This is a genomic window from Corynebacterium sp. MSK074 (genome assembly GCF_030229735.1).
In the GTDB taxonomy this organism is placed as follows: Bacteria; Actinomycetota; Actinomycetes; order Mycobacteriales; family Mycobacteriaceae; genus Corynebacterium.
Genome location: NZ_JASPIX010000002.1, coordinates 370,022 through 391,788, shown reverse-complemented (window position 1 = coordinate 391,788; position 21,767 = coordinate 370,022). Strand labels below are relative to the sequence as shown.

Genomic DNA, 21,767 nt, shown 5'->3' with positions numbered 1-21,767 from the left:
GCGATCTTAGAAAGCTTCGAGCGTAACAAGCATCGCTACGGCTACCGACGAGTGCTACTTGACCTGCGCAACCAGGGGTGGGTGGTCAATCACAAGCTCGTCTACAAGCTCATGCGCGAGATGGGGCTTCGAGCCAAGGTCCGCCGGCGCAGGCCATATGTTTCTTATAACGGGACGATCAGCCACATTGTCGACAACACGCTTGACCGCAAGTTCACTCCAGATAAGCCAAATACCGTCTTTGTTAGCGACGTCACCGAGTTCAGGGTCGCAGGCCGCAAGGTCTACCTGTCACCGGTGATGGATCTGTTCGACCGTTCAATCGTTGCCCACACCGTGGCTACATCGCCGTCGACAGCGTTTACCGCCGATTCTTTAACTAAGACGATTAAAACGTGTGCGCCTGAGCCTGGGTGGATGATGCATACCGATCAAGGTTTCCAGTACCAGCATTCGTCCTGGCGCAACCTGATTCATGACAACGGTGGTGTTCAGTCAATGTCGCGTAAAGCCAACTGTTACGACAACGCGGTCATGGAGAATTTCTTCGGGCACTTAAAAACCGAGATGTACCACGGAGAAGTCTTCGACACCGTCGCAGAGTTCAACCAGGCCATCGACGAGTACATCCAGTGGTACAACACCGAACGCATCCAACAACGACTCAAGGGCCTGACCCCGATGCAATATCGAAATCAGACCCTTGAAGCCCTAACCGCCTAGAATTAAACCAGTCCAACTTTCGGGGGCCAGTTCACACGCGTTGATGCGGGGTTCCTCTGTCGCTATAGGTGTCAGCGTTTCTTTATTCCGCTGCTTCCTCCGGCTTCGGCGGAATGCGGAGCAAATCATCACTCGGGGTAACCTGGCCGGCTTCACCGGAGACCGCGCCGAACTTGGTGGCGTTAGTGACCACAACCGGAGTAATCAGGTTATAGCCCTTGGAACGGATGAAGTCTGGGTCAAAGCTAATCAACTTATCGCCCGCGGCAATACGTTGCTTCTTTTCCACATGAACTTCGAAGCCTTCGCCGCCCAGTTCCACGGTATCGAGGCCCACGTGGATGAGCAGTTGCACGCCATTGTCGAGGCTAAGGCCTACCGCATGGCCGGATTTTTGAACGGTGAGCACCTTGCCGTCGGCAGGCGCATAGACGGTAGTGCCAGTTGGCTGGACTGCCATGCCAGGCCCCAGCTTCGCGCCTGCGAAGATAGGATCTGGGACCTCTGAGAGGTCCACTGCCTCGCCCTCTAGAGGGGAATCCAACACGATGGCGTCCTTGCCAGCCTGCTTGGCGGCTACACCAGTAGCAGCAGCGCCCGCAGCGCTGGCAGCAACGGCGCCACCCGCATTCGGGGACTCTCCCTTGTCGGCCTTGGCGGGCTTAAACTCCGAACGAGCAGCTACGTCATCCACAGATTCGCCCTGTTCGCGGGCGATGCGCTCCAAGTCTGCCTGCTTTTCTTCTGCTGTGCGGTAACCGAAGAACAGGGTCAGGAAGAAAGAGGTAAGGAATGCAGCCGTGATACCAAGGACGTAGCCCAGCTGCGGCGTCATAGCGCCGGTGGTCAATGCAGAGGTAAAGACGAAGGCCTCAGCGCGGACATCAAAGATACCGATGATTGCGCCGCCTACCGCACAACCTGGCAGCAACCGGTAGTAGCTGCGGCGGAAGCGCAACAAGATGCCATAGAGGGAAGGCTCCGACACGCCACCAAGCATGCCCGCGGCGAAGGCACCAATAGAGACCTGGCGCATGGCATTGTTCTTCTCCCTGAAGGAGATAACCATGACCGCGCCCACGACGCCGAAGCAGGCGAAATTCCATGCGCCCATCGGACCTTGGATGAAGTCGTAGCCGTAGGTTGCGATGTTCTGAATCATGATGACATTCAGCGGCCAGTGCAGGCCCATCGGAACGAGGAACGGGTACAGCAGCGGAATAACGATAGCCAGGATGAACGGCGAGAAATCATTGATCTGGTAAAGCACCCAAGAAATGCCATTGCCTACGCCAATGCCGAACGGGCCGAGCAGGAAGGCCGTTGCCGGAATCATGATGAGCAAGGAGAAAAACGGCACGAAGACCATATGAACTGCACTCGGGATGATCTTCTTTAGGCCCTTTTCCACCCAGTACAGGCCGATTGCGGCCAAAATGGGCGGGAATACCTGGGAGCCGTAGGAGTTGATGACCAACGGCAGGCCAAACACGTTGACGGTATCGCCTTGCTCACCCAGCGACATAAATTCGGGGGTCAAAAGTGCTGCGGGAATAGCCGCGGAGACCCACATATTCGCACCTAGCTTCTGGGCCGCGGTGGCACCGACCATTACCGGCAGGAAGTAAAAGACCGACTGGTACATGGCGTGAGCCAAACGGAAGCCTTCCGGCTGCTCCTCCAGCGGTGCACGGAAATCCTGGATGTGTGCCGTGTCCGCCAGGATGAGCAGCATGATGATGAGCGAGGCGCCGAGCAATGCCCACAGGACGGGGCGGAAAGTATCAGAAAGAAACTCGAAGCAGTAATCTACCCAGTCATACTTACCGCGAACACCGTCATACTCCTTCTTGGAGGACGCCTCCTTGTCACCAGAAGCATGCACACCGGGTTGCTTGATGATCTCGTTGTAGTAGTCAGCGACGCCGCCGCCCATGACTACCTGGTAGCCGTGAGCGCCCTGGGGCACGGTACCAAGCACCGCTGGGTCGCTATCGAGCTTTTCTTGGTCAACTTTCCCCGCATCGGCAAGTTGGAAGCGCAGGCGCGTCGCGCAGTGCGTCAGCGACGTGATGTTGTCGGCGCCGCCGATACTCTCAACGATGTGGGTGGAAGTGTCCTTAATAGATGCCACTTCTTACTCCTCAGTTCAAATACCACTTATAACCAGTACTGCACTGGCTATAACGTCAGGTTTGAGTATAAGAGGATTCCCACATGAACAAAAGCCCGTTTTGTGGACTTGCCAGGGATTTTTTCCACTTGTCACTGCTTGTCCGCTGGTCAACCACCTAAAGGCGACGAACATCCCGGCAAACGATTGCACAAACTGTCTAAAAGATCACAAAAGCCGCGCCCACCCCATCTAGGTGATGAAGTGGGCGCGGCCGTAAGCCAAGCCCTCAGGCTTAGCGGAAACTAAGCGGAAGCTTTAGTTGCCAGCGAGCTTGTCGCGCAGTGCAGCGAGCTGCTCGTCGGAAGCCAGGGAGCCGCCAACCTCTGCCTGAGTCTCGGATGCCGGAGCTGCATCGGAGGAATCAGAGGAGTAGTTGGAGGACTCTGCAGACTCAGCAGCCTCAGCGGCTGCAGCGCGGTTGCGCTCGATCTGAGCGGTGTGCAAGTTGAAGCGACGCTCGGACTCTGCGTAGCGTGCCTCCCAAGCCTGACGCTGCTCGTCGAAGCCTTCCTTCCACTCGTTGGTCTCAGGGTCGAAGCCCTCAGGGAAGACGTAGTTGCCCTGCTCGTCGTAGGAGTCAGCCATGCCGTACTTGGACGGATCGAACTCTTCGGTGTAGTCCTCGTCTGCCTGCTTAACGGACAGGGAGATACGACGACGCTCGAGATCGATGTCGATGACCTTGACCATAACTTCCTGGCCAACGGTGACAACCTGGTCCGGAACCTCGACGTGGCGCTGAGCCAGCTCGGAGATGTGAACCAGGCCCTCGATACCCTCCTCGACGCGAACGAAGGCGCCGAACGGAACGAGCTTGGTGACCTTGCCCGGAACGATCTGGCCCACAGCGTGGGTGCGGGCGAATACGCGCCACGGATCTTCCTGGGTAGCCTTCAGGGACAGGGAAACGCGCTCGCGGTCCAGATCAACGTCCAGAACCTCAACGGTTACCTCGTCACCAACGGTGACAACCTCGGATGGGTGGTCGATGTGCTTCCAGGACAGCTCGGAAACGTGAACCAGGCCGTCGACACCGCCGAGATCGACGAAGGCGCCGAAGTTGACGATGGAGGAAACAACGCCCTTGCGGACCTGGCCCTTCTGCAGCTGGTGCAGGAACTCGGAGCGAACCTCGGACTGGGTCTGCTCGAGGTATGCACGGCGGGACAGGACAACGTTGTTGCGCTGCTTGTCCAGCTCGATGATCTTTGCTTCCAGCTCCTGGCCGATGTACGGCTCCAGGTCACGGACGCGACGCATCTCAACGAGGGATGCAGGCAGGAAGCCACGCAGGCCGATATCCAGGATGAGGCCGCCCTTGACAACCTCGATAACGGTACCGGTAACAGGCTCTTCCTTGGCCTGCAGCTCCTCGATGGCGCCCCATGCGCGCTCGTACTGTGCACGCTTCTTGGACAGGATCAGGCGACCTTCCTTGTCCTCCTTGGTGAGAACAAGTGCGTCAACCTCATCGCCGACCTCAACAACCTCGTCCGGGTTGACGTCGTGCTTGATGGACAGCTCGCGGGAAGGGATAACGCCTTCGGTCTTGTATCCAATGTCCAGCAGTACCTCGTCGTGGTCAACCTTGACGACGGTACCCTCGACAATGTCACCATCGTTGAAGTACTTGATGGTGGCGTCTACAGCTGCGAGGAAGTCCTCTGCGGTTCCGATATCGTTAATCGCAACCTGCGGGGTGTTAGAAGATGGCATATTGAAAAAATGCTCCGAATAAATGTAGGAAATCGAAATTGGACAACTGCGCGTCTCTCGAAAAAAGCTTGCTAAGCTGCGCAAATGCAGCTAAAACGAGAAATATTCGATCCCGCCTCGTGATTACTTAAAGCCTTCCTACAGGGACTTAGAACAACCCGTGGCATAGACACGCCCGTCCAACACTACATCTGTCCAGCTTAAAGGGCAAATACACGGACCAACTATTTCGCAAAGGAATTTCTCCCACCGTGACTTCCCCCTCGCACGCGAACCAAGCCTACTGGGATAGCGACGCCACCAACTACCACGCCGAGCACCCCGACTACCTTTCCTCCTTTTATTGGTGCCCAGAAATGCTCCACGAGGACCAAGCACACTTGCTAGGCGACGTCTCGGCTTCTTCCGTCCTCGAAATTGGCTGCGGCTCCGCCCCGTGTACCCAATGGCTCCAGACACGCGCGCACTTCGCCACCGGCTTCGATATCTCCCGCGGCATGCTCAACCACGCTGCACCCGGACTCCCCTTAACCCAAGCCGATGCGCTTTCACTCCCCTACGCCACCGACTCCTTCGACGCCGCATTCTCGGCTTTCGGCGCCTTTCCCTTCCTTGCCAACCTTGACTTAGCCCTAAGCGAAGTCTCCCGCGTTCTTAAACCAACTGGTCGCTTTGTCCTTTCGGCCAACCACCCGATGCGCTGGATATTCCCTGATGACCCCGCCGATCTGACGGCCGATATCAGCTATTTCGATCGTGCTTATCTGGAGCAAGACCACGATGGCAACCTGACCTATGCGGAGTTCCACCGCACTATCGCCGATTGGTTTCAGGCTTTACAGGGCGAAGGCCCGTTCCTAATCGAGGACATTATCGAGCCCGAATGGCCTAAGGATCTCACCACCACTTGGGGCCAATGGTCGCCAAAGCGAGGCGAAATCTTCCCCGGCACGATTATTTTCGTCTGCCAGAATTGCCGCTAACCTATGGGCATGTTTCTGGATCGAATTGGCCTACTTTTGCGCCGTGGCCTCGCATGGTGGATCGACGCCTTCCTGGCAGCGGCCGTCATCGTTGTGGCGCGCTGGGCAATCAATGCACTTGCCGACGCCCCCTTAACCGGCCACACCCTCGAGATTTACAACGCTGTGGCCCTCGCCCTAGTCTTCTACGCCTACCGCGTATGGGCCGAGGCCACGAAGACAACCTCGCTGGGAAAATGGTCACTCAAGCTGGAGATCCTCGCTACCCACCCCGGATGGCGCGCAGCCTGCCTCCGCAATTCCTGGCTGTTACTTTCTATGCTCACGCTGACGGGAGTACCGTTTATTGTGCCGTTGCTACTCGGCGTCCTAAGCGTGAGTGTCCTCGCCTTCGGCCAAACCCCTTTTGACATGCTGGCCAATTGCCTAGTCGAGCGCCGGCCTCAGATGGACACGCCTTCTTTTCGCGGCACCAAATAATACAGGAGCGCAAGGACTACCAGGACAGCGAACATCCAGGAAGATGGGAAAAGGAATGCTAGTGCCGTAGCTACCACCATCACCGCGGCGGCCGTTAGTCTTCTGACCTTCGGGTTGGCTGCCACGCGGGCGATGGTCATGGCGGCCACAACATAAGACACCGCAATAATTCCGTACCCAATGGCATAGGCCTTATGTTCTGCAAGAAACCGTTCAAGCCCGAGGCCAGCAATATCGATGGCTAGAAAGTTTACCTGAATGGCCCAAAGGCTTTCAAAGACGCGGAGGATCCACTTATTCGTCTTCTCTTCTAACGTCACTGCTCGGCAATTCCCTTCTTGACTTTTCGACTTACACTCATAACTTTTTCCGCACAGAAAAGGCTACCTAAAAACTTAGTGCGCATCGCGCGACAACTTTTGAACTTTCCGTATTGCATAGCCGGGCATGCCCAAGTCCTCAATGGCTTGCTTATTCCACGTCCCACGAACCTGTCCATCCACCACGATGGCGCGGCGAAATACTCCACGATTTCCCGGTACCAGTACTTCATGGACCTCGTTTGTCATCGCAAATAGACGGTCTTGATAACCCAAGATGTACTCGTCAAATGCTCCCAGCAGCAATACCGATTGCTTCTTTCGCGCTTCGGCCATTCCCACTATCTCAGCCGAAACAAGGTCCTGGGAATCATCGCCGCAGCGCACGATGTCCGGCGGGAGGCATTCGGCTGCGGGCCGTATCAGTTTTTGTGGGAGCTTTGCCCACCAGGCAAAGTCCCGCAACGTTGCGGGACCGTGAGTGCGGAAGTACCGAGTCATCAGCTCCGCAGTCGCCGCAACTTTATCACCGTTGAAGGTCTCCTCTAGCCCCGGCAGATCCACCGGCGAGATGAGCTGTTCCGCTCCGGAATAGACGGCGTGACCGCCTTCCATTGCTACACGCACAACATGCCAAAAGGGTACGTCGGGCAACGCTGTTGCAGCCCGGTCCTTGAGTTCGGCGCGCGAAAGCGGACGATCAATGAGCTTGTTTACCTCTGCCCGCAGCTCGGTATCACCCTTGCGCCCTTTGGCGCAGAGTTCAGTTATCCAGCCTATGTCCTTGATAGAAGCCGCGAAAAGCGTATTCCGCATGGGATACCCACGCACAATGTTTCCAGCATCCGAATGGTCTTTCGCCCGCAAAGCCAGTGACCGGCGAACCGAATGCAGGTCCTGGCCTTGCATGACACCGAAGGCGCGGGCCGCCTCCTCAACACTCTCCCACCGCCGCATGGTTAGGCCTTGCGAGGCGAGCCTCAGGCGCGCCTTTTCCCGGCGAGAGAAAGTAACCGAGCTAGTGGGCTGCGGCATCCCAATCCTTGCCAGCACCGGCGGAGACCTCCAGCGGCACGTTCAGCTCAATCGCTGAGTCCATCTCGCGCTCGAGAATCTCTCGAACTTTGTCCGCCTCACCGGAGGCGACTTCAACTACCAATTCATCGTGCACCTGAAGCAGCACACGGGACTTCAACCCTTGCAGTGCGCGGTCCACGCGAATCATCGCCACCTTAATAATGTCAGCGGCAGTGCCCTGAATCGGCGCATTAAGTGCTGCGCGCTCCGCGTTCTCGCGTGCTAGGCGGTTATCGGAGTTGAGCTCTGGCAAGTAGCGGCGACGGCCAAAGAGCGTTGCCGTGTAGCCATCCCTGCGGGCTTGGACCACGACTTCATCGAGGTACTTCTTCACGCCGCCAAAGCGCTCAAAGTAGCTTTCCATGATGGACTTTGCCTCGCCCGCCGGAATGCCCAATTGCTGGGATAGACCGAAAGCGGAAAGACCGTAAACCAACCCATAGGACATGGCCTTGACCCGGCGGCGCAGCTCGGGTGTCACCTGGTCAACTGGAACGTCAAAGACTCGAGAGCCAACATAGTTGTGCAGGTCTTCGCCTTCCTTGTAGGCCTCGATGAGGCCCGGGTCAGCGGAGAGGTGCGCCATGACACGCATCTCAATCTGGGAGTAGTCCGCAGTCATGAGTTCATCGAAGCCATCGCCCACGATGAAGGCAGAACGAATCTGGCGGCCTGCTTCGGTGCGCACGGGGATGTTTTGCAGGTTGGGTTCGGTGGATGACAAGCGGCCAGTAGAGGCCACGGTTTGGTTAAACGTGGTGTGAATGCGGCCGTCAGGCTGCACGGTTTTGATGAGACCTTCCAAGGTGGTCTTCATCTTCTGGTACTCGCGGTGTGCCAAGAGATGATCGAGGAAAGGGTGAGGGTTCTTAGCCGCGAGCTGTTCAATCTCCTTGGCCGCGGTGGAATAGCCCGTCTTCGTCTTCTTGGTCTTGGGCAGCTCAAATGTCTCAAAGAGCACGGTTTGCAACTGCTTTGGCGAGTTGAGGTTGAGCTTGTCATCGCCGGCAAGCTCGCGGGCGGCGCGCTCTTGTTCGGCAACCTGCTCTACAAAGGCGTCCTTTTGCGTTTCGAGAATGTCAACGTCAACGGCAATTCCGGTAGCCTCCATGCGCGCCAGAATGGTTACCAGCGGCAGCTCCAGGTCGGTATAGAGCTCGAAAGAGTCAATCTCCTGCAGCTCCGCAGTGAGCCGTTCTGCCAGCTCCATAATTGCCGCGGCCTGGTCCACTAGAGAGGAATTATCCAAAAGGGACAGCTGCTCCGTGGCGGCGCCGAGGGTCTTTTGGAGGTGGCGCTGGTAGACGTCGGCAAGCGCATAAGTGCGCTGACCAGGGCGAAGCAGGTAGGCAGCAAGGGCCGTGTCATGAGCGATGCCGGCAAGCTCAATACCGCGGCCGGCAAGCATATGGAAAGCGGCCTTCGCTTCGTGGAAATACTTCGGCGCATCGGAGGCCAACCACTGTGCAAGGGCCTTATCGTCCTCGGCAGTAAGATCGCCCAGCTCCACTTGCAGGCCGTGGCGTTCTTGGTCCACGAAAGCAATCGCCGAAGCATCACCCTGCCCCGGGTTTCCCTCGCCTTGGACATAAACTGCAACGTGCTTACGGCCAGGCAGCCACTGAGACAATGGCTCATCGTCGATGACTGTTTCTAGCTCTTGGACTTCCTCGGCTTGCTGCGCTGCCTCAGCACCATCATTGGGAATGGCGGCGAGTACGCGATCGCGCAGGTTGGTACCGAACTCTAGGTCATCGAACTTGGCGGCAACGTCGGCGACCTTGGCTTCCTTAAACGCCAAATCGTCGGGACCGACTTCTAAGTCCATGTCCGTGATCATCTGGGTTAGTTTCCGGTTCATCTGCACCTGCTCGATGCGCTCGCGGAAGTTATTGCCCACCACGCCCTTAATTTCCTCGGCGTGCTCTACCAAGGATGCCAAGTCTCCATACTTGACTATCCACTTGGTGGCAGTCTTCTCGCCCACCTTTGGGATGCCCGGCAAATTATCGGAAGGATCGCCACGCAGCGCGGCAAAGTCTGGGTACTGCGCGGGGGTGAGACCGTACTTTTCTTCTACCGCGGATGGGGTAAAGCGGTGGAGCGTGGATACGCCCTTCATGGGATAGAGCACCGTCGTGGACTCATTAACCAACTGCAGGTAGTCACGGTCTCCGGTGACGATGAGAGTCTCATAGTCCTGTGCCTCGGTTGCGAGAGTAGCCAAAATGTCATCGGCCTCGTAGTTCTCACGAGAGAGGGTGGTAATTCCCAGTACCTCGAGCACCTCGCGAATGAGGTCTACCTGACCCTTGAATTCCTCCGGTGCAGCCTCGCGCTGGGCCTTATAGTCCGGAAACATCTCGGTGCGGAAGGTTTTGCGCCCCACGTCGAATGCCACCGCAATGGCGTCGGGGGCCTCTTCCGCCACGATATTAGAGAGCATCGATAAGAAGCCATACACGGCATTAGTGTGCTGACCTCCTGAGGTGGAGAAATTATCCACCGGCAGGGCATAGAAGGCACGAAAGGCCATAGAGTGGCCGTCAATGAGCAGAAGTCGAGGCTGATTAGTAGTCACCTGCCCCATCCTAGAGAAGCGCACGGACATCCGAACACCCCGGTGCAGATTTTGTGGATGACGTGCGCATTCCCCCGCTGCCCCTACCCAATTAGGAATTCGCCTAGTGCCTGCGCTACTATTTTCACAGTCAAAGGCAATCCGCCTTTACACTGTGCGCCCCTGTAGCCCAATTGGCAGAGGCAACGGATTCAAAACCCGTCCAGTGTGAGTTCGAGTCTCACCAGGGGCACATTTCGTAACAACCCTCTGACCGGGAACTTCCTGGTAGGGGGTTGTTTTTCATGTTACGAAACAGGATGCATTGCGATCATTACGAGCATTACGAGCAGAAAATGTTGTCAATTGTTGTCACGGAATTAGGCCCACAAATCCGCCATTTTCGCAGACACAGACCCCAGATCATCGTCAAAGAGGTCGGCATACGTGTTTAGTGTCATGGCGGCGTCCTCGTGCCCCAGCTGCCTGCTCACCACCAGAACGGTTGCCCCAGCACTGATCAGCAGAGACGCCGCGGTGTGCCGGAGTCCGTGTGGGGTGATGTGCGGGAATGTGGGGTCTTCGGACTGTAGACGCGCCACAGCTTCTGTGAACCACGATCCCGAGCTGGGCAAACGCATAGGGGTAGTTGGGTCTCCGGGGCTGTGGAATAGGTATTCTCCTGGCCCTACTGCTGCTACACGTGCTTGAAGATCGTCAGCCACAACGTCAGAGAACGCTACTGTTCTGGTTTTGCGTGTTTTGGTGGGCCTACGACGATTTTCCCACCCACGGTAGTGGCAGAACGCCGTACGACAAGACGTCGGGTGGAAAAACTAACATCCTCGGGGGTAAGGCCAGCCAGCTCCCCGAAACGCAACCCTGTGGTCGCCAGTACCCGCACCGCGTCCCCATGCCGAGAACACTCGTCAGCGAGGCGTCTAACCTGGTCAACAGTCAAATACACTTTTCGGGGAGGGTTTTTCTTGGGAAGCACAATCCCCTGACACGGTAATTTAGGGATTTACCACACTGACACACCCTCACCACGTAAGCTATGACTATGGGAAAGCTGATTGGGGAGCGACATGTTTCCGTCATCCTTTTTGAAGGATTCGAGGTGTTAGACGTCTTTGGGCCGGTGGAGCTTTTGAGTCAGGTTCCGGACATACGTATAAGTTTTTTAGGAAAGGAAAAAGAGCCCGTCCAGAGCACCCAGGGCGTACGTGTCTTGACAGATCTGCCTTACACAAACCTCGAGAATCCGGATATTCTCCTAATCCCCGGGGGTGCGGGGACGCGAACCCTAGTTCAAGACACCGCCTTCCTGTCCTGGTTAAAGGAAACGGGACAGCGCGCCGAGATAGTGGCATCGGTCTGTACTGGTTCAGCCCTACTGGCAGCCGCGGGTCTCCTTAAAGGGCGCCGAGCAACGAGCAACAAGAGGGCATTCGGTTGGGTTTCTTCCTTGGATGATGATGTTGAATGGCAATCTCAAGCCCGCTGGGTGGAGGATGGAAAAATATGGACATCCTCGGGCGTTGCGGCGGGTTTGGACATGACTGCCTCGCTGATCCAGCACCTCTTCGGCGCAGAAGCTTTTGAAGAAGCGACCACGCTAGCGGAATATCAGCCACAAACAGACAGCACTGTCGACCCCTTCGCCCATATTTATGGCCTCATCTAGTTCACCTTATAAAAAGCCCCAGCTGGTCTACCCGACCCCCGCAGACGCACCTCATCCCAAACCAGACAGTCGACGACACCCAAGATAGACCACGGACTACGGGCAGTTGCACGAAAAACGCCCGGGCAGTGGTGTTGTTGTGCATCGTGGGAGTCATCGGTGCCGCCATCGACTTCGGCACCATGCACTTCCTTGAAACCTCCGGGGCAAACGCCCTGATCAGCCGGGCAAACAGTTACATCCTGGGCAGCCTGTTCGCCTACTACGCCAATAGCGTTGTCACTTTCTCCGGCAACCGGTCCACCACCGAGAAGCTGAGGGCCTTCATCGTCTACACCGCGTGTTTGATCAAGGCGGTGCTGGGCAACAAGCTCGCCCGTATCCCGCTGGCGGATTTCGAACACACGGTTTTACTCTCGTGGGTGATTTCGCAGGCAACAGCCACCACCCTCAACTTCATCCTGCAGAGCAAGTGGGTGTTCACCAGCGAAAACACCTCGCGGTGAGCGCATTCCGCTCCGCCAAGCCCCTGCCGAGTAAGCGATAACCCGGCAATCAACCCTCATCCTGCCCAGCAGGGCAAGGTGGGAGAAGGACTGTCGGGTTAGACGTCCATCTCGATCGAGGTGGGAGTTCCATCCCTCTTCGTCTTCACCGTCACGGGGTGCCCACCGAACATGTACCCGTCGTCGAACTCGACGCCAATGTTTCCCCTGTGGGGAATGTTCACCGCAGTCGGAGTCAGCTTGGCGTAGACGTCCTCCACCCCAAGCTTCGGGGCGGGTGTCGGCCTCCCTTCCGCCTCGGCCACATCGTGGCGCCACCGGTTCGCGGCCGGAAGGGTGTTGTTGCAAAGTTCGGGCGACAGGAAGACCTGCGCGAAATAATCACAGCCATGGGTATCTTCTCTGGTCGTCATTTCCCCCGTGACATCATTCTGTCGGCAGTGCGGTGGTACTGCCGCTACGGGGTGAGCTACCGCGATCTGGAGGAAATGATGATCGAGCGGGGCGTGCCAGTCGATCACACCACGATCTACCGCTGGGTCCAGAAATACGCCCCTGAGCTGGACAAGCAGACCCGGTGGTACCGACAAGTCCCGGATTGGCAGGCCCGGTCCTGGCGGGTGGACGAGACCTATATCCGGGTCGGCGGCAGGTGGTGCTACCTCTATCGGGCGATCACCGCCGGTGGCCAGACCCTGGACTTTTACCTCTCTTCGAAGCGGAACGTGGCGGCAGCGAAGCGTTTCCTGGCCAAGACCCTCAGATCCAATGCATCAGCCGGGTATCCCAAAGTGATCAACACCGATAAAGCACCCTCCCTAGCCAGGGCAATCGCCGAGTTGAAGTCAGAGGGAATCTGCCCGCCAACAGTGGAACACCGGCAGGTAAAATACCTCAACAACATCCTGGAAGGCGACCATGGTCGGCTGAAGCAGATCCTCGGGCCGAAAGGCGCGTTTAAGAACCGGACATCTACATATCGGACGTTGAAAGGGATGGAAGCGATGCACTCATTACGGAAAGGACAAGGCACGATGTATGCCTACGAGCAACCGAACCCGGACGCGGTGATCGTCAGCCGGGTGTTCGAGGCTGCCTGAGAACGCCGACCCGCAGCGAGCATCAGAGGATGAAGACTGGGTCGTCACGGCTCTCCGCCTGAAGTTTGCAACAACACCATGCGGGTTAGGTACCCACACACAAACCATCAGACACTCTCATCATAGTTGTCAAATCGTTGTCACAAACCGGGTCATCGTAAATTATCCCCTGGTCAGACTATTAAGTTACGACAGGCCGTGTGAGTTCGAGTCTCACAAGGGGCACAACGAGATAAGACCTCGGTTTCCACTAAGTCAGGGAAACCGAGGTCTTTGCTTTAGCCCAGTTCAGGCAGAGTTGGCAGGTGGTACTTGCGCAGGAGCGCGTTTATCTGCGGGATCGAGGCCTTCAGTTGCGGCAAGGCTAGGCCGATAAGTCCGGCCACGCCTGCGATACCGAGGATTGCTCCCAAGATGGCGGGCTTCGAGCTCGTACTGGAGCTCAACTCGGAGCTACCCGCGGCCGGCTGCGTAGTATCGACCGGTTTGCCGTCCCCGTGTGCACGGGCGGTAAGCCATTCCTCCTTGCCCAGAACACCCTGGGTCAGGCGGGTCTCGCCGATCCAGCCGTACCACGGGTCCTGCGGGCGCTGGTTATCAAAACCACCGCCCATAACCCACTGCAGGTCACGCGGGAGAAGACCTTCGGCACCTACCGCGTTGCGCAAGATAGGCGCACCGTTGATGAACATCTCCACGCTATCGCGCTCCGGATCATTGACCACGGCAATGTGCATCCACTCATCCTTGGGCACTTCGTGGGACCATACGGTAGAACCGCTTCCCTGCTTCGGCTCCGCCCACCAGCGCAGCTCGCGGAGATTGGAGATACCAAACATGACGGTGGGGTCCGTGTCATCAGAGCCGTCCACCAGCTTATTAATGGCAGAGTCGCGGCTGAGCGCGCTTCCCCAACCATGCTGGGCACCATTGAAGTCCTTCGGAATCTTGACGAAGGATTCGAAGGTGTACCCCTTGGTAGTATCCACGCTATTGGCCGGCGCGCCCTTGTCGGTGCGGAACTCGGCGTTGCCGACCTTGCCGGCAGGGTCGGACCAGAAGAGGGAGCCAGAATCAGAAGACAGCGGGTGGTGATCGGAGCTATAGGTCACCCGATCACCTAGCATGACGCCAGAGCGATGCAGGTCGCTGCCGGAATCGCTGGAAACGTCGGGGATGGTGGTGCCACGGCCGGCAGGGGCGCCGTCGGCAAGCGCATGCCCGTCCTTGTCTTGGGCCTGGCCCGGACGCCAGTGGAATACGGTGTGGTCGTTCTTGGCAAAGTCATCCGCACCCTTGGGCAGCTCATCCTCCGCGATGGTATAGGGCCTATAGCCTTCCGCGGCGATGTCGCGCGCACGCTGTGCCAGGTCCGGCTGGTGGCCCTCGCCCACGGTGAAATCCGGGGAAAAGGAGGAAAAGCGCTGCTCAAAGTCGAACGGGATGGCGTAGCTATCGCCCTTGTCATCTAGGGTGAGCTTGTCGAACTGCGTCAGTTCCTCGTGCGGCTTCTGCGCCACCCACGGCGAGAGCGCGGTCATCTCCAGCTGCTTGCCAGAAAGGTCGAACTCGAGCACGCCCAGCAGACCATTTCCGCCCTGGTAGGCCATCTGATAGTCCTGCAAAATGGAAACGACGTCGTGCCCGGCATCGTTCTTATCCACTCGGTAGCCCGCACCGTGGTGGTGGCCACCCATCACCAGGAAGATCTGGTCGTTGCTCTTGATGAACGTATCCCACAGGCCCTTGCCATAGTCATCGGAATAGAAAACGTTGCCCTCCCCGTCGATGTTGAGGGCCTCATGGGTGGTCACAATGACCGGAAGGTCTGGATGCTGATCAATGATGCCTTGCGCCCATGCAATGGCCTTCTCGTCGGCGCGCCACCCCAAGGCTAGGTTCAGGTATTTCTGGCCTTCTGCTTCAAAGATGTGGGCCTCGGAGTCATTATTGATGGCCGAGTAGCGCTCTTGGAAGGTCTCCGGATTAGCGCTCTTGGCACGATCGATACCAAACCACTTGTCATATGGGTGAGCCGACGCGCCCTCCACGTCCATGTCGTGATTGCCGGGCAGAATGGAGTAGTTCAGGTCCGAATCGTCGAGGACCTGCATAGCCTTATCAGCTACCTGCCATTCGCCTTCCACGTTCCACTGGTCGACGACATCGCCTAAGTGGGTGACAAAGTCCATGTTCAGCTCGTCTTGGTGGTCTACCAACCATTGAGTTTGGGCCAAGTAGGGTTCGCTTCCGTAGCGAGCTTGGGCCAAATTGCCGGTCTCCGGGGTGGAATAGCGCGAATAGAACTGGGTATCCGGTAGGACGCCGATGCTAAAGCGAGAACCCTCGCTGGGCGACGCCCCCTCAGCCCCAACCTCCGCAGCGCCTGCTGCCGGTACAACAACGAGGTTGCCCACCACCGCGGTTGCAGTTAGCGCTGGCAGGACAAATCGATTTTTCATAGAGAGTCCTTTAAGACTGGAAAGGAATGCTTGCACAGGGGAAATGGCGGGAATACGCGAGGGATTCTAGGGGGCGAACCTTTCAGTTAGTTGACACCCGCGTAAACAGGAGACTGAATAATGGGAAACTTATGGTTGCCTCTGAAAAAGACATCTTCTCGTGTGAGATTCCGTATAACCTGCCCCAAACTGCATAGTTGCATTGGGGTGCATTAAACTGACAGAATATTCATGAATACGGTTTTACCTCTACGGTTAGGGAGAAGATCTTCCCCTTCCGCGGTAGGTAGTCCACCGCCCTCTAATGAAAGATATGCATTACGCTTCACGGCGGTTCGCCTAGCCTCTCCCTTCGGCACTTTTCTCCCGGCTCGCTAGGCCAGTCGCCCTCCGCACCAGTCCCCTCCCAGGTAGATTTTTAATTTATGCAATACATTTTGAACGCAATCCGCGGCGCCCTCATCGGCATGGCCGAGCTTGTACCGGGCATCTCCGGTGGCACCGTGGCGCTCATCGTGGGCATTTATGAACGCGCAGTCCACAACGCCAACGATCTCATCTCCGGCCGCTTCAAAAAGGTCGAATGGAGCTTCCTCATCTCCGTAGCAATCGGCATGTTCATCGCCGTCTTCGGAATGTCCACCGTGCTATCTAACTTCGTAGATAATCACGTATCGGCGTCCGGGGCGCTCTTTTTGGGCATGGTGGCTGTGTCCATTTTTGTACCGCTATCCATGCTCTCCAAGCAGGAACGGCTACGCCCCTCGTCCATCATCGCGTTCGTCGTTGCCACGATTGCCATCTTCTTTATCACCGGATTCACCTCCGAACCGCACGAGAACCCCAGCCTCATCGTGGTCTTCTTCGCCGCCGCCATCGCGGTATGCGCACTTATCCTGCCTGGCATCTCCGGTTCGCTCATCCTGCTGACCATGGGCCTCTACCAGCCCATCATCGGCGCCGTTTCGGATCGTGACCTGGGCACTATCGCCGTCTTCGCGCTGGGTGCCCTGTGCGGTCTTGCGGCATTTATCAAGGTGTTGAACTTCCTGCTGGATCACCACCGTGCCCCCACGCTGATGGCCATGGCAGGCTTCATGCTCGGTTCTCTGCGCGCACTGTGGCCCTGGGGAGCTGACCAGGATGCCTCTAGCGGCATCATCATCGGCATGTTCATCCTCGGTGCGCTTATCGTCTCCGCGTTCATCTTCGTAGATATGAAGAAAGCCCGCGCTATAGATGAAAGGACGGCGCAAAAATAATGCCGCGCTCGTTTTCTCGCCGCGCAACTATCGCCGCGGTCCTCGTCCCCACGCTGAGCCTGGGCGCCTGCGTCACCAACGAGGAAGATTCCACACCGGACGGCTGGGAAGAACCCCATTCCGCAATGGTGCCGGAAATTGCCGCCATGTATAACGACAACGATGGCGTCCTCACTGCCGGAACTAACCCACCCTATGCCCCATTTCAGCTTAAGGATTCCCACGGCGCACTCCAAGGCGTCGAACTCGATCTTGCTCGCGCCGTTGCCGGCGTCTTAGGACTTGATTTCCAGCCCGTGGAACAGGACTTCTCCATGATCCTGCCCGCCGTGCAATCGGGCCAGATTGATATGGGCGCATCCGGGTTCACGGATAACCCCGAGCGCCGCAATGAATTCGACTTTGTAGATCACCTCTACGCTGGCATCCAGTGGGCCGAGCGAGTAGATGGCCCCAAGAAGGTTGACCCGGATAATCCTTGCGGCTTGACCGTTGCGGTGCAGCGCACCACGGTATCTGAAACCGACGATGTGCGCCCTAAGAAGGATGCGTGCAACGGCGATCTCACAGTCTTGTCTTATGACACCGGTGACAACGCCGCGCTGGCGGTCCTCATGGGACGCGCAGATGCCCTGTCCGCAGACTCCCCAGTAACGGCGTGGGCTGTCAATCGCTCCGAAGGAAAGATGCGGCAGGTAGGCGATATGTTCCAAGCATCGCCCTATGGCTTTGCTGTACCCAAGGATTCCGATTTGGGCAAGGCCTCGGCTGCAGCACTGCAACACCTCATCGAGACCGGAGAGTATGCAGAAATTTTGTCCCGTTGGGGCATCGAGGATGGCTTAATAGACCAGGCAATGATTAATGAAAGGCCGATCAATGGTTAATGAAAATGCGGCGACGCCAGCTACGGCAGAGCCTAAGGAAAAGCCCGCCAAGATCGAGGCGCGACCTCTACGCCACCCGTGGCGCTGGGTATTCGCCGGCCTGCTTATCGTGCTCGCCGTGTGGTTCATCATCGCCTCCGCCCGCAACGAGGCTTTTGGCTGGGACACCTACTTCCAGTATCTCTTTGATAAGCGCATTGCGCTTGCCTCCCTGCACACCATTGCCATCACCATTTTGTCAATGATCATCGGCGTTGTGGGTGGTGCCATCCTTGCGGTTATGCGCATGTCCCCCAACCCGGTGCTGCGCAGCGTCTCCTGGATATTCCTCTGGGTCTTCCGCGGAACACCGATCTATGTGCAGCTGGTGTTCTGGGGACTGCTCTCCGCCATCTACCAATCCATCAACTTGGGCTTTACCGAGGTGTCTTTGCAGACGATCCTCACCAACGCCTTCTTCCTTGCGGTGATGGGACTGGGCCTTAATGAAGCTGCCTATATGGCCGAGATCGTGCGCTCCGGTATCACCTCCGTTCCCGAGGGCCAGAAGGAAGCTTCCAAGGCACTGGGCATGTCCTGGTGGATGACCATGCGCCGCACCGTCCTTCCGCAGGCCATGCGCATTATCATTCCGCCCACAGGCAATGAGTTCATTTCTCTGCTCAAGACCTCTTCCCTCGTGGTGGCCATTCCTTATACCGAGGAAATCTTCGGCCGTTCCACGGATATTTCCGCCGCCCTCTTCCAGCCCATCCCGCTGTTGCTGGTCGCAGCGTCCTGGTACCTCGTAGTTACGTCCCTGCTGATGGTGGGTCAGTACTTCCTGGAGCGCCGCTTTGAGCGCGGTGCGACCCGCGAACTTACTGGCCGCCAACTTGCTGCGCTGGCAGACGCTGAAGGCACTATTCCCCGCAACGTATCCGTGATTTCGGAGGCTAAAAACTAATGGCTACTCCCATGATTTCCGCCCAGAACGTCCATAAGTCCTTCGGACAACTCGAGGTCCTCAAAGGCATTGACCTTGAGGTCCAGCCCGGCGAAGTGGCCTGCCTGTTGGGCCCCTCGGGCTCCGGCAAGTCCACCTTCCTGCGCTGCGTCAACCACCTTGATAAGGCAACTGCGGGCCGACTCTACGTCGACGGCGAGCTGATTGGCTACCGCGAAAAGAACGGCACCCTTTATGAGATCAGCGAAAAGGAAGCCGCAGAGCAGCGCTCCGATATCGGCATGGTCTTTCAGTCTTTCAACCTCTTCCCCCACCGCACGGTGATTGAAAACATCATCGAGGCACCGGTGCAGGTGAAAAAGATTCCGGAAGAAACCGCCCGCGCCCGCGCTATGGAGCTGCTGGAAGACGTTGGCTTGGCGTCCAAGGCCAATAACTACCCGGTGCAGCTCTCTGGCGGCCAGCAACAGCGCGTTGCCATCGCTCGTGCGGTGGCCATGGACCCTAAGCTCATGCTTTTCGACGAACCTACGTCCGCCCTCGATCCAGAGCTCGTCGGCGAAGTGCTGCGCGTTATGAAGGACCTCGCGGCCGAAGGCATGACCATGCTCGTAGTCACCCACGAGATGGGTTTTGCGCGCGAGGTAGCCGACAAGGTCTTCTTCATGGACGGCGGCGTGGTCATTGAGTCCGGCAGCCCAGCTGAAGTTTTGGATAACCCGCAACAACCACGCACCAAGGACTTTTTGGCTTCGTTGCTATAACCCCCACTACACTCCAAAGAGTACCTTCAGCCCGCCCGTCTTCCGCGAAGAGGACCGGCGGGCTTTGCCGTGGCTCACTCGCCTACGAAAGCGTCAAAATGCCCCGAATCAGTGCGCTGGCCGCGCCCAACCCGGCAACGCTGAGCGAGAGCACGCGGGCCTTTTCTCGTGGAACACGCCGAGCAATGCGGGTGCCGGCCCAAATGCCGACGAACATACCTAAGACTCCGGCGGGCCACATCACCCAAGGCAGACCATCAAAGTGGGCCGCACCAGTTAGCGTCTTGGTCATCACGGAAAAGAATCCGCCTACGACAAAAATCGGCTGCAGCGTAGCTGCGTAGACATGTTGGGGCCACTTTGCCGCCTGGGCGTAGACGGTAATAACCGGGCCGGCCACGCCCGCCAAGGTATTGGTAAAGCCGCCGAGAATACCCGCGGAGATGGCAGGGCCTTTGCCCTCCATCGGCGGGACAAACTTCTTTCCAAATGTCACTACGGCTAATGCAGCCAGAAGCGCAGCGCCCACCACGATCATGAGCCCTGCCGTGTCCATGCGCCTAATGAGCAGCGCCGCGGCCAAGGAGCCAATCACCATAACTGGGGCGATCAGGCCGAACTTTTTCCAGCTCACATTTTCACGCACGGAATAGGTGGTCAGAATCGCATTTATACAGGCCAGAACGTTGATCACCAGGATACCTTCGACCGGCCCCATAATGAGCATGAGGATGGGACCGCCGATGAGACCGAGCCCCATTCCGGATACCCGTTGCAGAGTCGAACCAACGACAACGACGAGGAAAATAATCAGCGCGAGGCTCACTGACGGTATTTCTCCTTTACGGCACGACCTACAGGCTCGGGGAACATCCCCGTCACGTCGCCGCCAAACTTGGCTACCTGCTTACACAGCGAAGAGCTGATATAGCCGTACTTCTCGTCCGTGAGTAGGAAGACAGTATCGATACCGGAAAGGCGCCGGTTCATCTGCGCCATGGGCAGCTCATATTCATAATCCAGTGAGCTACGCAGTCCCTTCACTAGGACGTCTGCCCCATGCTTCGTGGTGTAATCCACCAACAGCCCGGAACAATAATCCACTTTGATGGAAGAATCCACGCTCTGGCGGATAAGTTCCATACGCTCCTCCACGCTAAAGAGTCCTGAGGGCTTGTCGGGATTACCGGTTACCAACACGGTGACCTCATCAAACATCTGGTTAGCGCGATTGATGATATCGACGTGACCTAAGGTGACGGGGTCGAAGGATCCAGGGCAGACGGCCTTAGTCATGCTACTTTCGCTTTCTTTTCAGGGGTTTAGCTTTCGGCGTCTTCGCTGCCGGGACGGGTATAAACCGCCATATCCATGCGTGCGATGCCAAAGGTGCGCTTCTTAAGCTTTTGGCCGGTGGGCTCAAACCCGGCAGGCCACACAGTATCCGCGGAATCAACGTGGCGCTCAATTACTACCATTGCGCGGTCAGTAAGCACCGGTTCGATGGCAGCAATGAGTTCATCCACCTCATCAAAGGCATAGGGCGGGTCCGCCAGCACCAGATCGAAGTGCTTGCGCGGGGCACTGGCCAGGTAGGTGCCTACCTTCATCTCTTGTACTCGAACGCCGGGATGCTTGACGACGCCCATGTTATGCCGGATGATCTTTACCGCATCGGCCGAAGATTCCACCAGTACTGCTTCCTCTGCCCCTCGGCTCGCCGCCTCTAGGCCTAGGGCACCAGAGCCGGCAAAAAGGTCGAGCACCGAAGATCCAGCAAAGCCCCACCGTGCAGTGAGGGATGAAAACAGCCCTTCGCGGGCGCGATCTGCGGTAGGCCGAGTTCCTTCTGCGGGCACTTTAATGGTGCGGCCGCGGGCTTCGCCGGCAATAATGCGCGTCATTTATGCTTCTCCAATCTCCATCAAAAGGTCTCCGCCCACCACATCACTAAAGTCAGAGACCACAATACGGTGGACCTTTCCTGGTCCCGGGCTTTCTACGGGAGCCTCGAGCTTCGTGGCTTCGACAGTCGCAAGCGGGACTCCGGTATCAACAGTGTCTCCCACATTCACATGGCAGCGGACGATGCCCGCGAAGGGGGCGTAAATTTTCATG

General features: G+C 57.4%; 21 protein-coding genes, 1 tRNA gene and 1 pseudogene. 11 read left to right on the top strand and 12 right to left on the bottom strand.

Annotated elements, in window-relative coordinates; genetic code table 11:
• Nucleotides 1–723, top strand: a 723-nt coding sequence (locus QP965_RS03860; protein WP_284843953.1) for an IS3 family transposase, incomplete at its 5' end; no start/stop codon positions are given.
• Nucleotides 724–805: 82 nt separating this feature from the next.
• On the opposite strand, the gene QP965_RS03855 is transcribed toward QP965_RS03860, so the two are convergent.
• Complete coding sequence (locus tag QP965_RS03855) at nucleotides 806–2,857, bottom strand: glucose PTS transporter subunit IIA (RefSeq protein WP_284843954.1); 2,052 nt, start codon at nucleotides 2,855–2,857, stop codon at nucleotides 806–808.
• A 297-nt stretch (nucleotides 2,858–3,154) separates the two neighbouring features.
• Nucleotides 3,155–4,615, bottom strand: coding sequence for a 30S ribosomal protein S1 (gene rpsA / locus QP965_RS03850; protein ID WP_023021654.1), 1,461 nt, complete (start codon nucleotides 4,613–4,615; stop codon nucleotides 3,155–3,157).
• A gap of 251 nt (nucleotides 4,616–4,866) precedes the next feature.
• Here rpsA and QP965_RS03845 point away from each other — a divergent pair, with 251 nt between their 5' ends.
• Entirely contained in the window at nucleotides 4,867–5,598 is a 732-nt protein-coding gene (locus QP965_RS03845) for a class I SAM-dependent methyltransferase (protein ID WP_284843955.1), read from the top strand.
• Nucleotides 5,599–5,607: 9 nt separating this feature from the next.
• The gene (locus QP965_RS03840) at nucleotides 5,608–6,078 is read left to right on the top strand and encodes an RDD family protein (RefSeq protein WP_284843956.1); all 471 of its coding nucleotides are present in this window, start codon (nucleotides 5,608–5,610) and stop codon (nucleotides 6,076–6,078) included.
• Here the strand turns inward: QP965_RS03840 and QP965_RS03835 are convergent.
• The 3 genes from QP965_RS03835 to polA form a co-directional block, all read right to left on the bottom strand.
• Complete coding sequence (locus QP965_RS03835; RefSeq protein ID WP_284843957.1) at nucleotides 6,042–6,398, bottom strand: hypothetical protein; 357 nt, start codon at nucleotides 6,396–6,398, stop codon at nucleotides 6,042–6,044. The genes QP965_RS03840 and QP965_RS03835 overlap by 37 nt on opposite strands.
• A gap of 75 nt (nucleotides 6,399–6,473) precedes the next feature.
• On the bottom strand, nucleotides 6,474–7,355 hold the full coding sequence (locus QP965_RS03830) for a DNA glycosylase AlkZ-like family protein (RefSeq protein ID WP_284843958.1): 882 nt from the start codon (nucleotides 7,353–7,355) through the stop codon (nucleotides 6,474–6,476).
• 61 nt (nucleotides 7,356–7,416) lie between these two features.
• Nucleotides 7,417–10,065, bottom strand: a complete 2,649-nt coding sequence (gene polA, locus QP965_RS03825) for a DNA polymerase I (protein WP_284844145.1) — start codon at nucleotides 10,063–10,065, stop codon at nucleotides 7,417–7,419.
• A 149-nt stretch (nucleotides 10,066–10,214) separates the two neighbouring features.
• Between polA and QP965_RS03820 the strand changes: the two genes are divergently transcribed.
• Nucleotides 10,215–10,288: transfer RNA gene (locus tag QP965_RS03820), tRNA-Leu, on the top strand.
• Nucleotides 10,289–10,415: 127 nt separating this feature from the next.
• Here the strand turns inward: QP965_RS03820 and QP965_RS03815 are convergent.
• A pseudogene (locus QP965_RS03815) lies at nucleotides 10,416–10,793 on the bottom strand (tyrosine-type recombinase/integrase); the annotation flags it as partial.
• Nucleotides 10,794–11,098: 305 nt separating this feature from the next.
• Between QP965_RS03815 and QP965_RS03810 the strand changes: the two are divergent.
• Both QP965_RS03810 and QP965_RS03805 read left to right on the top strand, forming a co-directional pair.
• Nucleotides 11,099–11,722 carry a DJ-1/PfpI family protein gene (locus QP965_RS03810; protein WP_284843959.1) on the top strand — a complete coding sequence of 208 codons (624 nt, stop codon included), beginning with the start codon at nucleotides 11,099–11,101 and terminating at the stop codon, nucleotides 11,720–11,722.
• A gap of 146 nt (nucleotides 11,723–11,868) precedes the next feature.
• A complete protein-coding gene (locus QP965_RS03805) occupies nucleotides 11,869–12,228 on the top strand; it encodes a GtrA family protein (protein WP_284843960.1) in 360 nt (119 codons plus the stop codon).
• A gap of 98 nt (nucleotides 12,229–12,326) precedes the next feature.
• Here the strand turns inward: QP965_RS03805 and QP965_RS03800 are convergent, their stop codons facing one another.
• The gene (locus QP965_RS03800) at nucleotides 12,327–12,641 is read right to left on the bottom strand and encodes a DUF2262 domain-containing protein (RefSeq protein WP_284843961.1); all 315 of its coding nucleotides are present in this window, start codon (nucleotides 12,639–12,641) and stop codon (nucleotides 12,327–12,329) included.
• Between QP965_RS03800 and QP965_RS03795 the strand changes: the two genes are divergently transcribed.
• Nucleotides 12,618–13,328, top strand: coding sequence for an IS6 family transposase (locus QP965_RS03795; RefSeq protein WP_284843962.1), 711 nt, complete (start codon nucleotides 12,618–12,620; stop codon nucleotides 13,326–13,328). The two genes, QP965_RS03800 and QP965_RS03795, sit on opposite strands and share 24 nt — an antisense overlap.
• A 278-nt stretch (nucleotides 13,329–13,606) precedes the next feature.
• Here QP965_RS03795 and QP965_RS03790 read toward each other — a convergent pair whose 3' ends face one another.
• Nucleotides 13,607–15,790 (bottom strand): LamG-like jellyroll fold domain-containing protein, encoded by a 2,184-nt coding sequence (locus QP965_RS03790; protein WP_284843963.1) that lies wholly within the window; start codon nucleotides 15,788–15,790, stop codon nucleotides 13,607–13,609.
• A 425-nt stretch (nucleotides 15,791–16,215) separates the two neighbouring features.
• Here QP965_RS03790 and QP965_RS03785 point away from each other — a divergent pair, with 425 nt between their 5' ends.
• Genes QP965_RS03785 through QP965_RS03770 form a run of 4 tightly spaced genes read left to right on the top strand, consistent with a single transcriptional unit; the run spans nucleotide 16,216 to nucleotide 19,649 of the window.
• Nucleotides 16,216–17,052: a DUF368 domain-containing protein gene (locus QP965_RS03785; RefSeq protein WP_284820529.1), complete on the top strand. Its 837-nt coding sequence runs from the start codon at nucleotides 16,216–16,218 to the stop codon at nucleotides 17,050–17,052.
• Nucleotides 17,052–17,939, top strand: a complete 888-nt coding sequence (locus QP965_RS03780; protein ID WP_284767376.1) for an ABC transporter substrate-binding protein — start codon at nucleotides 17,052–17,054, stop codon at nucleotides 17,937–17,939. The genes QP965_RS03785 and QP965_RS03780 overlap by 1 nt, the downstream gene beginning before the upstream one ends.
• Nucleotides 17,932–18,885, top strand: a complete 954-nt coding sequence (locus tag QP965_RS03775) for an amino acid ABC transporter permease (protein WP_005323288.1) — start codon at nucleotides 17,932–17,934, stop codon at nucleotides 18,883–18,885. Before QP965_RS03780 ends, QP965_RS03775 begins: the two co-directional genes overlap by 8 nt.
• On the top strand, nucleotides 18,885–19,649 hold the full coding sequence (locus QP965_RS03770; protein ID WP_005323289.1) for an amino acid ABC transporter ATP-binding protein: 765 nt from the start codon (nucleotides 18,885–18,887) through the stop codon (nucleotides 19,647–19,649). Before QP965_RS03775 ends, QP965_RS03770 begins: the two co-directional genes overlap by 1 nt.
• Before the next feature lie 82 nt (nucleotides 19,650–19,731).
• On the opposite strand, the gene QP965_RS03765 is transcribed toward QP965_RS03770, so the two are convergent.
• Genes QP965_RS03765 through QP965_RS03750 form a run of 4 tightly spaced genes read right to left on the bottom strand, consistent with a single transcriptional unit; the run spans nucleotide 19,732 to nucleotide 21,766 of the window.
• Nucleotides 19,732–20,475, bottom strand: coding sequence for a sulfite exporter TauE/SafE family protein (locus QP965_RS03765; RefSeq protein WP_239279352.1), 744 nt, complete (start codon nucleotides 20,473–20,475; stop codon nucleotides 19,732–19,734).
• Nucleotides 20,472–20,945, bottom strand: coding sequence for a pantetheine-phosphate adenylyltransferase (gene coaD, locus QP965_RS03760; protein ID WP_239279353.1), 474 nt, complete (start codon nucleotides 20,943–20,945; stop codon nucleotides 20,472–20,474). The genes QP965_RS03765 and coaD overlap by 4 nt, the downstream gene beginning before the upstream one ends.
• A 26-nt stretch (nucleotides 20,946–20,971) precedes the next feature.
• Complete coding sequence (gene rsmD / locus QP965_RS03755; protein ID WP_239279354.1) at nucleotides 20,972–21,553, bottom strand: 16S rRNA (guanine(966)-N(2))-methyltransferase RsmD; 582 nt, start codon at nucleotides 21,551–21,553, stop codon at nucleotides 20,972–20,974.
• Entirely contained in the window at nucleotides 21,554–21,766 is a 213-nt protein-coding gene (locus QP965_RS03750; protein ID WP_005327804.1) for a biotin/lipoyl-containing protein, read from the bottom strand. It abuts the gene before it with no gap.
• Nucleotide 21,767: the final 1 nt, after the last annotated feature.